This is a genomic window from Microbacterium sp. zg-B96 (genome assembly GCF_030246865.1).
GTDB lineage: Bacteria > Actinomycetota > Actinomycetes > Actinomycetales > Microbacteriaceae > Microbacterium.
The window spans coordinates 721,650-734,518 of sequence record NZ_CP126738.1; the positions used below are offsets into that span (position 1 = coordinate 721,650).

The 12,869-nt window shown below is 70.2% G+C and carries 9 protein-coding genes; 3 read left to right on the top strand and 6 right to left on the bottom strand.

What is annotated here, in order from left to right; translation table 11 throughout:
* Positions 1 to 26: 26 nt before the first annotated feature.
* From hpaD to QNO11_RS03225, 4 genes are read right to left on the bottom strand one after another with little or no spacing between them, the layout of a single operon-like run.
* Positions 27 to 1,178: a 3,4-dihydroxyphenylacetate 2,3-dioxygenase gene (hpaD, locus tag QNO11_RS03210; protein ID WP_257509290.1), complete on the bottom strand. Its 1,152-nt coding sequence runs from the start codon at positions 1,176 to 1,178 to the stop codon at positions 27 to 29.
* Positions 1,179 to 1,205: 27 nt separating this feature from the next.
* On the bottom strand, positions 1,206 to 2,720 hold the full coding sequence (hpaE, locus tag QNO11_RS03215; protein WP_257509291.1) for a 5-carboxymethyl-2-hydroxymuconate semialdehyde dehydrogenase: 1,515 nt from the start codon (positions 2,718 to 2,720) through the stop codon (positions 1,206 to 1,208).
* A 25-nt stretch (positions 2,721 to 2,745) separates the two neighbouring features.
* On the bottom strand, positions 2,746 to 3,429 hold the full coding sequence (locus QNO11_RS03220) for a GntR family transcriptional regulator (RefSeq protein WP_257509292.1): 684 nt from the start codon (positions 3,427 to 3,429) through the stop codon (positions 2,746 to 2,748).
* On the bottom strand, positions 3,426 to 4,913 hold the full coding sequence (locus QNO11_RS03225; protein WP_257509293.1) for a fumarylacetoacetate hydrolase family protein: 1,488 nt from the start codon (positions 4,911 to 4,913) through the stop codon (positions 3,426 to 3,428). The genes QNO11_RS03220 and QNO11_RS03225 overlap by 4 nt, the downstream gene beginning before the upstream one ends.
* Positions 4,914 to 5,025: 112 nt before the next feature.
* Between QNO11_RS03225 and QNO11_RS03230 the strand changes: the two genes are divergently transcribed.
* Both QNO11_RS03230 and QNO11_RS03235 read left to right on the top strand, forming a co-directional pair.
* A complete protein-coding gene (locus tag QNO11_RS03230) occupies positions 5,026 to 6,414 on the top strand; it encodes an MFS transporter (RefSeq protein ID WP_257509294.1) in 1,389 nt (462 codons plus the stop codon).
* A gap of 15 nt (positions 6,415 to 6,429) precedes the next feature.
* On the top strand, positions 6,430 to 8,319 hold the full coding sequence (locus QNO11_RS03235) for an FAD-binding monooxygenase (RefSeq protein WP_257509295.1): 1,890 nt from the start codon (positions 6,430 to 6,432) through the stop codon (positions 8,317 to 8,319).
* Between the two features lie 92 nt (positions 8,320 to 8,411).
* Here QNO11_RS03235 and QNO11_RS03240 read toward each other — a convergent pair whose 3' ends face one another.
* The gene (locus QNO11_RS03240) at positions 8,412 to 10,064 is read right to left on the bottom strand and encodes a thiamine pyrophosphate-binding protein (protein WP_257509296.1); all 1,653 of its coding nucleotides are present in this window, start codon (positions 10,062 to 10,064) and stop codon (positions 8,412 to 8,414) included.
* A 190-nt stretch (positions 10,065 to 10,254) separates the two neighbouring features.
* Here QNO11_RS03240 and QNO11_RS03245 point away from each other — a divergent pair, with 190 nt between their 5' ends.
* Entirely contained in the window at positions 10,255 to 11,325 is a 1,071-nt protein-coding gene (locus QNO11_RS03245) for a winged helix DNA-binding domain-containing protein (protein ID WP_257509297.1), read from the top strand.
* 14 nt (positions 11,326 to 11,339) lie between these two features.
* Here QNO11_RS03245 and QNO11_RS03250 read toward each other — a convergent pair whose 3' ends face one another.
* Complete coding sequence (locus QNO11_RS03250) at positions 11,340 to 12,782, bottom strand: XRE family transcriptional regulator (protein ID WP_257509298.1); 1,443 nt, start codon at positions 12,780 to 12,782, stop codon at positions 11,340 to 11,342.
* Positions 12,783 to 12,869: the final 87 nt, after the last annotated feature.

A 12,869-nucleotide genomic window follows, 5' to 3' on the forward strand; every position in this document is an offset into this window, starting at 1 on the left:
GTGGTCAGCGTAGGGGCGTCGGCGGGCTACAGCTGGTGGCCGAGCTTGTACTCGCCCTGCTTGTTCTCCGGAAGCTGCTCGCCCGGCCGGGTGTAGGAGAACCCGTCGGCTCCGATCGTCACGGCCATCTCGCTGGTGTCGGTGCGCGCCACGACGGGCTGCGGGTTGCCGTCGAGGTCGAGCACGAGGGATGCCTCGGTGTACCAGGACGGCACGACGGGGTTGCCCCACCAGTCGCGGCGCTGGTTGTCGTGCACGTCCCACGTGATCACCGGGTTGTCGGGGTCGCCGGTGTAGTAGTCCTGCGTGTAGATCTCCACACGGTGCCCGTCGGGGTCGCGCAGGTACAGGTAGAACGCGTTCGACACACCGTGGCGGCCGGGCCCGCGCTCGATGGCATCCGATCGGCGCAGCGCCCCGAGCTTGTCGCAGATCGCGAGGATGTTGTGCTTCTCATGCGTGGAGAACGCCACATGATGCATGCGGGGGCCATCGCCGCCGGTCATCGCGGTGTCGTGCACGGTGGGTTTGCGGCGCATCCACGCGGCGTAGACGGTGCCCTCGTCGTCCTGGATGTCCTCGGTCACGCGGAACCCCAGGTCCTGCATGAACTTCACCGCACGCGGCACGTCCGGGGTCACCTGGTTGAAGTGATCCAGGCGCACCAGGGACCCGGGCGTATACAGGTCGTACCGCCACGCGAGGCGTTCGACGTGCTCGACGTCGTGGAAGAACTCGTAGGGGAAGCCCAGCGGGTCCTCCACGCGCACCGAGTCGCCGATGCCCTTCGTCCATCCCTCGGCACGCCGCTCCACGCGGCATCCGAGTTCGCTGTAGAACGCGACCGCCCGGTCGAGGTCTTCGGGGGTGCGCACGCGGTAGGAGAACGCCGCCACCGCCGCGACGGGACCCTGGCGCAGCACCAGGTTGTGGTGGATGAACTCCTCCATCGACCTCAGATACACGGCGGTCTCATCCTCCTCCGTCACGACGAGATCCAGCACGTCGACGTAGAACCGCCGGGAGGCGGCGAGGTCGGTCACCACGAGCTCCATGTACGCACAGCGCAGGATGTCGGGAGCAGGCGAGGAGGGCGTGGGCACCGGGTTGTCGCTGTGGATCGGCGCCTCCTGCGAGACGAAGAATCCGGATGAGGTGAGAGTGCGGTCGGTGGTCATGGCAGCGTCCTTGCTTCCGGGGTGGGTTCAGCGCTTGCCGAAGGTGGGGTTGTGCACCTCGCCGAGCGTGATGTGCACCGCCTGCTGGTCGGTGTAGAAGTCGATCGAGCGGTAGCCGCCCTCGTGGCCGAGGCCCGAGGCCTTCACCCCGCCGAAGGGGGTGCGCAGGTCCCGCACGTTGTTGGAGTTGAGCCACACCATGCCGGCCTCGATGGCCTGGGCGAAGTTGTGGGCCCGCTTGAGGTCATTGGTCCAGACATACGCGGCGAGGCCGTACTTGGTGTTGTTGGCCAGCGCGAGCGCCTCTGCCTCGGTGTCGAACGGGGTGATCGCCACGACCGGGCCGAAGATCTCCTCCTGGAAGATGCGGGCGTCGGGGGAGACATCGGCGAACACCGTGGGGGCGACGAAGTTGCCGAACTCGAACCCTTCCGGTCGCCCCCCGCCGGCGACCAGCCGCGCCTCGGTCTTGCCGATCTGCACATACCCCATGACCTTCTCGAAGTGCTCGGGATGTACCAGCGCCCCCACCTCGGTCGCGGGGTCGTGCGGGTAGCCGACCTTCACGCGCTTCGCCTGCGCGGCGTAGCGCTGGACGAACTCGTCATAGACGGCGCGTTCCACGAGGATGCGGCTGCCGGCGGTGCAGCGCTCGCCGTTGAGGGAGAAGACCCCGAAGATCGTGGCATCCACCGCCGCATCGAGGTCGGCGTCGGCGAAGACGATCGCCGGCGACTTGCCGCCCAGTTCCATCGACAGGCCCTTCAGATGTGGGGCGGCGTTGGCGAAGATGAGCTGCCCGGTGCGGCTCTCGCCGGTGAAGGAGATGAGCGGGACATCCGGATGCTTCACCAGCGCGTCGCCTGCGTCCTCACCCAGGCCGTTGACGAGGTTGAACACGCCCTGCGGCAGCCCCGCCTCCTCGAAGATCCCTGCCCACAGCGACGCCGACAGCGGCGTGAACTCGGCGGGCTTGAGCACCACGGTGTTGCCCGTGGCAAGGGCGGGACCGAGCTTCCACGACTCCAGCATGAACGGGGTGTTCCACGGTGTGATGAGACCGGCGACGCCGATCGGCTTGCGGTTGACGTAGTTGATCTGGCGGCCGGGCACTTTGTAGGTGTCGTCGGCCTGCGCGACGATCAGGTCGGCGAAGAAGCGGAAGTTCTCGGCGGCGCGGCGGGCCTGACCGAGCGCCTGCGTGATCGGCAGGCCGGAGTCGAACGATTCCAGCTCTGCCAGCCGCTCATCGCGCGACTCGACGAGATCCGCGATGCGGTGCAGGATGCGGGAGCGCTCGCGGGGGAGCATGCGCGGCCACGGCCCCTCGTCGAACGCGCGCTTGGCGGCCGCGACGGCAAGGTCGATGTCGGCCTTCTTCCCGGCGGCGGCCTGCACGTACGTCTCGTTCGAGACCGGCTCGAGCACATCGAACGTGTCGCCGTCGGCGGAGTCCACGAACGTGCCGTCGATGTAGTGCCGGATGCGGTCGGGGAGATCCGCCGGCACGTGGCGGCGGTCCAGGTCGACGCTGACGGTCATGGGTTTCTCCAAACGTGCGGAACGGTCAGAACGCCGGCAGGCCCAGGGCCTCGTCCGGGTGCTCGTGGATCATGTAGGCGTCCAGCGTGGCGGAGCGGTGGCGGCGGGCCGCCTTCTCGATCTCGCCCAGCGGCGCGCCCGTTTCTATGAGGACCAGGATGTTCTCGTGCTCCCGCACCGACTCCTGGGCGCGGCCCGGGACGAAGCTGAACGTCGAGTCGCGCAGGTGCCCCAGGCGCCCCCATTCCGCGCCTACGAGTTCAAGCATGCGGGGGTTCGCGCACTTCTCGAACAGCGTCGCGTGGAACTGCTGGTTCAACCCGGTGAACGCCCGGGGGTCGAAATCATCGAGCCGTTCGATCATCTGCTGATTGATCTCGCGGGCGCGCCGCACGTCGTCGGTGGTGAGCCGCCGCGCCGACAGTGCGGTCGCCGCCCCCTCGAGGATGCTGAGCGCCTGCATGCTGGAGCGGTACTGCGAATCGTCCACCATCGACACGTGCGCGCCGACGTTGCGCTCGAAGGTCACGAGCCCCTCCGCCTCGAGCTGGCGGATCGCCTCACGCACCGGCACGACGCTCATGCCCAGCTCTGCCGCGATGGTCCCGAGCACCAGCCGGTAGCCGGGGGTGAAATCCTGGCTCGCGATGCGGGCCTTGACCCACTGGTAGGCCTGCTGCGACTTGCTGAGGCTGTGCACCGTGCTCACGAGTGGGTCCGTTCTGCGTCGTAGCGGGCGCGCCACTGCGCGTTCATCGGGAACACGTCCTGCACGGGGTGTCCCGCGGCGACCTGCGTCGCCACCCAGGCATCCTCGTCCTCCTGCGCCAGGGCCGCGTCGGCGACCTCGTCGGCGAGGTGGGGCGGCAGGACAATGACGCCGTCCGCATCGCCGACGATGATGTCACCCGGTTGCACCGTGGTACCGCCGCAGGCGACGGTGACATCGGTCTCCCACGGCACGTGGCGGCGGCCGAGGACGGCCGGGTGGGCCCCGCCGGAATAGACGGGGATGCCGACGGCGGCGACGGCATCGGCATCGCGCACGCCGCCGTCGGTGACGATGCCGGCGGCGCCGCGGGCGTGGGCTCGCAAGGCCAGGATGTCGCCGAGGGTGCCCGACCCCGTCTCGCCGCGGGCATCGATGACGATCACCTCGCCCTCGTCGACCGCGTCGAACGCTCGCTTCTGGGCGTTGTAGCCGCCGCCGTGGGCGGTGAAGAGATCTTCGCGATTGGGAACGAACCGCAGCGTCTTCGCGGTGCCGACGAGCTTGCGCTCGGGATGCAGCGGGCGCACGCCGTCGATCGTGACGTTGTCGAGCCCTCGCTTGCGCAGCTGCTGTGACAGCCCCGCGACGGGAACGCGCTCCAGCTTCGCGCGCAATTCCGGGTCCAGTCCCAGCGGAGCGAGCCCGGCTTCTTCGCGGGAGCCCCACGCCTCCTCGCGCTGGGTGTCATCGACCGCCGGCAGTGAGCCCAGCGACGGATCGAAGGGTGCGCCGGTGCCCGCCACGACGGTCGTCGTAAGCCGCCCCGACGTGGCACCGGTCTCGGGAGAGTCGACCTCGACCTCGACGACATCGCCCGGCGCGATCACCGAGGAGCCGGCGGGAGTGCCGGTGAGGATGACGTCGCCCGGTTCCAGGGTGAAGTGCTGGGACAGGTCGGCGACGAACTGGGCCAGCGGAAAGATGAGGTCCGCCGTCGTGGCATCCTGTCGCAGTTCGCCGTTGACCCAGGCGCGCACGCGCAAGCCGGTGGGGTCGACGGTGCGGGCATCCATCAGCCGGGGGCCGATGGGGGTGAACCCGTCGCCGCCCTTGGAGCGCACGTTGGAGCCCTTGTCGTTGGCGCGCAGGTCGTACACGCCCAGATCGTTCGCGGCGGTGACCCAGCCGACGTGCTCCCAGGCCTTGGTGAGGGGAACCCGGCGCGCGGCCGTGCCGATCACGACCGCGATCTCACCCTCGAACGCCAGCAGTTCGGTCCCTGCGGGGCGCTCGATCGTGCCGCCCGAGGCGGCGACCGAGCTCGACGGCTTCAGGAAGTAGGAGGGGGCGGCGGGGGTGCGGCCGCGCTGCGCGGCGCGTGAGCCGTAGGAAAGGTGCACCGCGATGATCTTGCCCGGGCGCTGCGGCAGAGCCGCGAACCGGGTGTCGCTGGCCGTCTCCGGGTGGGCGTCAGTGCTCATGAGCTCCCTCGCTCTTGCGTCGTATCCGAAATCGTATATGATCGTCGCCAACGGGGCAACCGGCTCGGCCGTGCGCCTCAGACAACGATGTCTACCCCACTGGGAGTCAACGATGAGCACACCCCAGCGACCCGTCCCCGCCGGCTTCACCCCGACGGGCACCATCGCCACCACCGCCGACCGGCGCCGAGTCGTCTTCGCGACCGTCGTCGGGACCACCGTCGAGTGGTACGACTTCTTCATCTACGCCACGGCCGTCGGGCTCGTCTTCGGCGAGCTGTTCTTCGCGCCGCTGGGCGCCAACAGCGCGATCATCGCCTTCGCGACGGTGGGCGTGAGCTTCCTCTTCCGGCCCCTCGGAGCGTTCCTCGCGGGCCACTTCGGCGACAAGTACGGCCGCAAGGTCGTGCTGATGTGGACGCTGATCCTGATGGGCATCGCCACCGCCCTGATCGGCGTGCTGCCGACTTACGAGGCGATCGGCATCGCCGCGCCGATCCTGCTCGTGCTGCTGCGCATCCTGCAGGGCATCTCCGCCGGCGGCGAGTGGGGCGGGGCGGTGCTCATGGCCGTCGAGCACGCCCCCAAGACGCGTCGCGGCATGTTCGGCGCCTCGCCGCAGATCGGTGTGCCGCTGGGGCTGCTCCTGGCCTCCGGCGTCATGGCGCTGATGGCGCAGATCGCGCCGGGGGACGCGTTCTTGGAGTGGGGCTGGCGGGTGCCGTTCCTGCTCAGCGTCGTGCTGATCATCATCGGCTGGTACGTGCGCCGTCGGGTCCAGGAGAGCCCGGTGTTCGCCGAGCTCGCCGAGCGCAAGGAGAAGGCGCGGATGCCGATCGTGCAGCTGTTCCGCAAGCACGCCCTGCTCGTGCTGATCGCAGCGCTCGTGTTCGCGGGGAACAACGCGATCGGCTACATGACCACCGGCGGCTACATCCAGGGTTACGCGACCAACCCCGAAGGTCCCCTCGCGCTCGAACGAGGTCCGGTGCTGTGGGCCGTCACCGGATCGGCTGTCACCTGGTTGCTGTCGACCCTCGTGGCAGGGTGGGCCTCGGACCGCATCGGCCGGCGCACGACCTACCTCATCGGCTGGGGCCTGCAGCTGATCGGTGTGTTCCTGCTGTTTCCGCTGGTGAACACCGGCGACATCTGGCTGCTCTTCCTGGGCCTGGCGATCCTGACCATCGGGCTGGGCTTCACATATGGACCGCAGGCGGCGCTGTACACCGAGCTGTTCCCGGCATCCATCCGCTTCTCCGGAGTGTCCATCTCGTACGCGATCGGTGCGATCCTCGGCGGCGCGTTCGCGCCCACCATCGCCACCGCGCTCGTGCAGGCGACAGGGTCGACCGTGTCCGTCACGTGGTACCTGGCGGGTATGACCCTGATCGGCTGCATCGCGACGCTGCTGCTGCGCGACCGCTCCGGCATTGCGCTGGGTCCCGACCACGAAGAAGAACAGTCCGTCAGCCCGATCTACGGGCTGTCGAAGGTCTGAACGGAAGCGACGACGATGCAGTTCCACCACCACGGCTACGTCTCCACCGACCCGCGCGTGCTCCCCGCCGCCGGCACCGGGATCGACCGGCCCGACGACCTGCCCGACGAGGTCGACGTGCTCATCGTCGGGTCCGGGCCGGCCGGCATGCTGCTGGCCGCGCAGCTCGCGCAGTACCCGAGCATCACGACTCGTCTCGTTGAGCGCAGGCCGGGGCGCCTGGCGATCGGCCAGGCCGACGGCATCCAGGCGCGCAGCGTCGAGACCTTCCAGGCATTCGGGTTCGCCGAGCGCATCACCGCCGAGGCGTACCGCATCACCGAGATGAACTTCTGGGCACCCGACCCGGGCGACCCCTCGCGGATCATCCGGACGGCCCGCGCCGATGACGACCCGCGCGGGATCAGCGAGTTCCCGCACCTCATCGTCAACCAGGCGCGCGTGCTGGACTACTTCGCCGAGGTCGCAGCGCACTCGCCCGGCCGCATCACGCCGGACTACGGGTACGAGTTCGTGACGCTGCAGCTGGGCGAGGGGGACTACCCCGTCACCGTGACGCTCGCGCGTGCGGGCGGGGCGGACGGCTCGGGCGGCGAGCAGCGCATCGTGCGGGCGAAGTACGTCGTCGGGTGCGACGGGGCGCGCAGCCGGGTGCGCGAGGCCATCGGCCGCAAGCACATCGGCGGGGTGTCCAAGCACGCCTGGGGAGTGATGGACGTGCTCGCCGTCACCGACTTCCCCGACATCCGCATCAAGTGCGCGATCCAGTCCGAGCACGGCACGATCCTGCACATCCCGCGCGAGGGCGGTCACCTCTTCCGCATGTACGTCGACCTCGGCGAGGTGCCAGAGGACGACAACGGCCAGGTGCGCACGACGCCGCTGGAGTCGATCATCGCCAAGGCAGGCGACATCCTCGGCCAGTACCGGCTCGACGTGAAGAACGTCGCCTGGTGGTCGGTGTACGAGGTCGGGCACCGGGTCACCGACAAGTTCGACGACGTCGAGCCCGGCGGCGATGCCCTGCCGCATGTGTTCATCTGCGGCGACGCCTGCCACACCCACAGCGCCAAAGCAGGGCAGGGCATGAACGTGTCGATGCAGGACGGGTTCAACCTGGGCTGGAAGCTCGGCTCGGTGCTCACCGGTCGTGCCCCCGCGACGCTGCTGGCGACGTACTCGGCCGAACGGCAGGAGATCGCGCAAAACCTCATCGACTTCGACCGGGAGTGGTCGAGCCTCATGGCCAAGAAGCCGGAGGAGTTCAGCAGCCCCGAGGAACTCGCCGAGTTCTACACCTCGACGGCGGAGTTCCCCGCCGGGTTCATGACGCAGTACCCGCCGTCGATGATCGTCGGCGAGGCGACGCACCAGGCACTCGCGGCCGGATTCCCGATCGGCAAGCGGTTCACGTCCGCGCCGGTGGTGCGCATCGCCGACACCGTGCCCGCTCACCTCGGCCATCATGCGCGCGCCGACGGGCGCTGGCGCGTCTACGCCTTCGCCGACGGTGACACCACGGCGCTGCGGGAGTGGGCGGGGTGGCTGGAGGTGGCATCCGATTCGCCGCTGCGTCGCTTCACCCCCGACGACGCCGATCCCGACAGCGTGTTCGACGTGAAGGCGATCTACCAGCAGGACCACTCCGAGGTGGAGATGGCCGACATCCCGGCGGTGTTCCTGCCGCGGGTGGGGCCGTTCGGGCTCATCGACTACGAGAAGATCTACGCCGCCGACCCCCGCGACGACATCTTCGCCGCGCGCGGCATCGACCGCGGCGGCGCGGTGGTCGTGGTGCGGCCTGATCAGTACGTCGCACACGTGCTGCCGCTGTCGGCGCGGACCGAACTGGCGGACTTCTTCGCCCAGCACATGGTCCCCGTCGCCGCCGGCGCCGTGGTCTGACGCCCTCCCCGAAACAGGAGGACTCCCCGCAACAGGACGATCGGTGCTGATACGTCCTGTATTGGGGAGTTCTCCTGTGGTGGGGAGAGCGGTCAGGAGTTCACGCGGATGATCTCCTGCTGGTACGGCGCGATGACCGACGACGACACCCGCACGTCCAGCAGCAGGAATGGGCGATCGGATGCCGGCAGTGCCGACCACTGCGCCAGCGCGTCGAGGTCGGCGAGCTCGCGCACGACCACGCCCTCGGCACCCACCGCTCGGGCGAGGCCGGCGAAGTCGACCTCGGGGATGAGCATGGGTGCCGTCGCGACCCCCTGCAGCCCGTAGAGGTTGACCTCCGCGCCATACGCGCGGTCGTTCCAGACCACCGCCAGCCCGCGTCCGCCGGCGACGCGCACCGCCGACTCGAGGTCGGCCAGCGCCATGAGCCCGCCGCCGTCGCCGGTGGTGAGCACGATGGTCGACTCCGGCTTGGCCAGCGCCGCGCCGGGGACTGACGGGAAGCCCAGGCCGATGGACTGATAGGCGGTGCCGACCATCATCATGCGGTCAGGCGATGCCACCGGCCAGTACATGTTCGCCCAGCCGATGAAGTGCCCGCCGTCGGAGACGACGACGCGGTCCTGCGGCAGCAGCTCCCCGATGCGGGCGGCGACCGTGCGGGGGTCGAGTCGGCCATCGGATGCCACGCCGTCGCCGTCCTCACGCGCGCGCAGCGATGCCGCATCGACGCTCTCCCGCCACCCCGACGGTGCCGCCGCGCGCCGGGCGAGGGCGTCGACGAGCGCCCGCGCCGCGAGGGCGGCGTCGGCGCGGAGGAACCCGCCGACGTGAGGGTGCGTCGCCGCCGGTGCGGTGTCGACCTGCACCACCCGCGTCCCCGGCGCGAACAGGTCCCCGAAGCGCATCGTGAACTGATTGAGCGAGGCGCCGAAGACCACCGCGACGTCGGCCTCGCGGATGCGCGCCATCGCGCCCTCCGCGCCGAACCCGCCGGTGACCCCCAGGTCGTACTCCGGGCGGGGGAAGACGCCGCGGCCCAGTGCCGTGGTGGCCGTCAGTGCGCCGATGGCATCCGCCAGCTCACCCAGCGCGCTGCCGGCACCGGCGATCCAGGCGCCGCGGCCGGCCAGCAGCAGCGGGCGCTTCGCGGCGGCGAGCACGCCGGCGAGGTCGTCGACGGCGGCCTGCGCGAACGCGCTCGCCGGGGCGAGCGCTGCCGGCAGCTGCGGCTCGGGCGCGGTCGGCACCGGCCCTGCCTCGAGCTTGGCGACGTCGTAGGGGATCGCCAACACCGTCGGGACGCGGTACGACAGGGCGTGCTCGATCGCGATGACCGTGGTCGCCGCGGCATCCGCCCGCCCCACCGTGTAGGTGCGGGCGCCGACCGCCGACGCCAGGGCGATCTGATCCACGTCCCAGGGCCGCGGCCCCGACGTCGGCTCGTCGCCGACGACGAGCACGAGCGGAACGTGTGCCTGCACCGCTTCGGCCAGCGCCGTGATCGTGTTGGTGAACCCGGCGCCGTAGGTGGTGGTCGCGGCGGCCAGGCCGCCGGACGCGCGGTGATAGGCGTCGGCAGCGACGACGGCGCCTGCTTCGTGGCGTACCGCGGTGAACGTGGCGGGGGTGTCGCGCTCGATCGCGTCGAGGAACCAGGCGTTGCCGTTGCCCATCAGCCCGAACACGTGGTCGATGTGGCGGGCGAGTGCGACGGCGACGTGCGCGGAGACGGTGGGCATGAGGAGCTCCAGCAGACAGGCGGAAAGGATGCCGTGTGTGTCTCTTCCCCGGCGACCATGCCGGGGGCGGTGTGCCCCTTTTTCGAGCACCGGCGGCAGCGTCGCCGGACGCTCCGAGTATAAGCACGCTCCACCGGCGCCTGATCGTAGGCGGACAGCTTTTGTCCGCGGCATCCGCCATGATGACCGCATGAAACCCGCAGCCCTCCGCGCCGCGCGCCTGCGCGCGCACCGGCTGAACGCACCGGCGGCGTCGATCGCCGACGCGGCGTCGCACATGCTCGCCACGCAGGCGCAGGAGTTCTGGGGCGGCCGGTGGGCGCTCGCGGCGCGCACCCGCCGCGACCCGCGGCTGTCGGAGGTGGATGCCGCGTTCGACCGGGGCGAGATCGTCCGCAGCTGGACCATGCGCGGCACGGTGCACATCGTGCCCCCGCGCGACCTCGGGTGGGTGCAGGCGATCACCGCGGAGCGGCAACTGCGCCAGTACGCCGTCGTGTACCGTGCGCTGGGGATCGAACCGTCCCACATCGCCCGCGCCGAGCGGGCGGCGCGGAGCGCGCTGTCCGGCGGCAACCGGGTGACCCGGCGCGAGTTCGCCGAGGTGCTCGCCGGCGCGGGGCTGGACACGACCCAGGCCCGCGCGCAGCATCTGCTGATCGCTCTCGCGATCCGCAGCGTGATCCTGCTCGGGCCGGTCGTGCCGCGGGAGGGCGCGCCGACGAACAACCAGTACGTCGTGCTGACCGAGGACTGGGTGACGGATGCCGCCACTCCCGCCGACCCGCTCGCCGAGCTGTACGTGCGCTACCTCGCCGCGCATGCCCCCGCCGGTCCCGCCGACTTCGCCTGGTGGACGGGGCTGCCGTTGGGTGTCGCCCGCGCAGCGGCGGAAGCCGCGGGTGATCGCGTCGTCGAAGTGGCCGAGGGGCGGTACGCCGTCGCGGGCGCCGAGCCCCGGCGCTCCGCCTCCGCACCGCGGGTGCTGGCACTGCCGCCGTACGAGGAGTTCTACCTCTCCTATGCCGACCGCACGTCGGTCGCCGCTGCGGAGTTCACCGCGACGATCGGTCCGAGCATCAACGGTATCGTCCGCCCGATCCTCGTCGCCGACGGTGAGGTGGTGGGGATGTGGTCGCACTCGGTCGCGGCGAACCGCCACGCATTGCCGCCCGTTCCGGAGTTGTTCGCGCAGCGCGAGGAACTGGCATCCGATGTCGACTCGGCGCTGGCACGCTTCTCCCGCTTCATCACCGGCTGACCCGGCTCCGCTGCTCAGCCGTGCGCGTGGCGCTCGAGGAAGTCGTACACCTCGTTGTCGTCGACGCCGGGGAAGGCTCCGCGCGGCAGCGGGGAGAACATCTGCATGTGCACGCGGGCGCTCGGCCAGGCCTTGCCCTCCCAGCGCGCCGTCACGTCGGCCGGTGGGCGCCGGCAGCACGCCTCGTCGGGGCAGGTCGACGTCACCCGTTTGGCGCTCTCACGGCCGCGGAACCAGCGAGCGTCGTCGAAGGGCACCCCGACGGTGATGGAGAACTCCCCATCCGAGGTGGTGCCGGTCTGCGTCGAGCACCAGAACGTGCCGGCGGGGGTGTCGGTGTACTGGTAGTGCTCGGTGGTGCGGTTGTGCTCTTCGAACGCCGACCTGGCCAGGAACCGGCGGCAGACGATCTGCCCCTCCACCGCGCCGGTGACATCCATCGGCAGCGGCAGGCCGTCGTTCTCGTACACGCGGGAGATCGCACCGTTGCCGTCGACGCGCAAGAAGTGCAGCGGGATGTCGAGGTGGGTGGTGAGCAGGTTGGTCATGCGCATGCCGGCGGCCTCGTGGGTCACCCCGAACGCATCGCGGAAGTCCTCCACGGCGAGGTTGCGGTCGCGCTTGGCCTGCTGCAGGAACGCGACGGATGGCGCTTCTGGCATGAGGCAGCACGCGGCGTAGTAGTTGATCTCCAGTCGCTGCTGCAGGAAGTCGGCGTAGTCGGTGGGAGGGCGGTGCCCCAGCAGCCGGTGGGCCATCGCCTGCAGCGCCATCGATCGCAGGCCGTGGCCGCCGGGGATCGACGCAGGCGGCAGGTAGATGCGGCCGTTCTCAAGATCGGAGACCGAGCGGACCGAGTGGGGCAGGTCGCCGGCGAAGATCAGCTCGAAGCCGAGTTGGGAGGCCATGATGCTGACGGTGCGGTGCGTGAGGGCACCCGCGACGTGACCCGCGGCCTTGAGCTGCTTCTCGGCGAGCGCCTCGATCTCGGGGAGGTGGTTGTGCTGCGTGCGCATCGCCAGGCGCAGTTCGGTGTTGGCGCGCCTCGCCTCCTCGGGGGTGGCGATGGCCTCGCGCTCCCGGCGCTGCAGCTCGCGGTGCAGCCCCAGGACCGACTCGATCGTCTCGTCCGGCATCCCCTTGGTGATCTTCACCGGCGGCACACCCAGGCGACGGAAGACGGTGCTCGCCTGCGCGCGCTCCAGTTCGATCTCCAGTGCCGCCCGCCGGTTGGGCGGCTCGGGGGAGAGCAGTTCGGCCACCTCCGTGCCGGTGGCGGTGGCGATCGCCTGCAGCAGCGAGAGCTTCGGCTCCCGCTTGCCGTTCTCGATGAGACTCAGCTGGCTGCCGGCGACGCCCACGAGGGCACCCAGCTCATCGAGGGTGAATCCCTGCGACTGACGGTGGTGCCGGATGCGGTGGCCGAGTGTCGTCAGTTCCAGCGAGGAGGCGGCCATTCCTTGATGCTAGCGAAAGAATTGCCCTTCTTGCGTGGCAGAGGGGTGGAAAGTCGGGGTGGGAAGGGGTCATTCTGGTTATATCCC

Bases quoted from the DNA above. Each gene is read 5' to 3' on its own strand.
- hpaD (WP_257509290.1), bottom strand. From the start codon at position 1,178: ATGACCACCGACCGCACTCTCACCTCATCCGGATTCTTCGTCTCGCAG.
- QNO11_RS03225 (WP_257509293.1), bottom strand. From the start codon at position 4,913: ATGAGCACTGACGCCCACCCGGAGACGGCCAGCGACACCCGGTTCGCG.
- QNO11_RS03230 (WP_257509294.1), top strand. From the start codon at position 5,026: ATGAGCACACCCCAGCGACCCGTCCCCGCCGGCTTCACCCCGACGGGC.
- QNO11_RS03245 (WP_257509297.1), top strand. From the start codon at position 10,255: ATGAAACCCGCAGCCCTCCGCGCCGCGCGCCTGCGCGCGCACCGGCTG.
- QNO11_RS03235 (WP_257509295.1), top strand. From the start codon at position 6,430: ATGCAGTTCCACCACCACGGCTACGTCTCCACCGACCCGCGCGTGCTC.
- QNO11_RS03240 (WP_257509296.1), bottom strand. From the start codon at position 10,064: ATGCCCACCGTCTCCGCGCACGTCGCCGTCGCACTCGCCCGCCACATC.
- hpaE (WP_257509291.1), bottom strand. From the start codon at position 2,720: ATGACCGTCAGCGTCGACCTGGACCGCCGCCACGTGCCGGCGGATCTC.
- QNO11_RS03250 (WP_257509298.1), bottom strand. From the start codon at position 12,782: ATGGCCGCCTCCTCGCTGGAACTGACGACACTCGGCCACCGCATCCGG.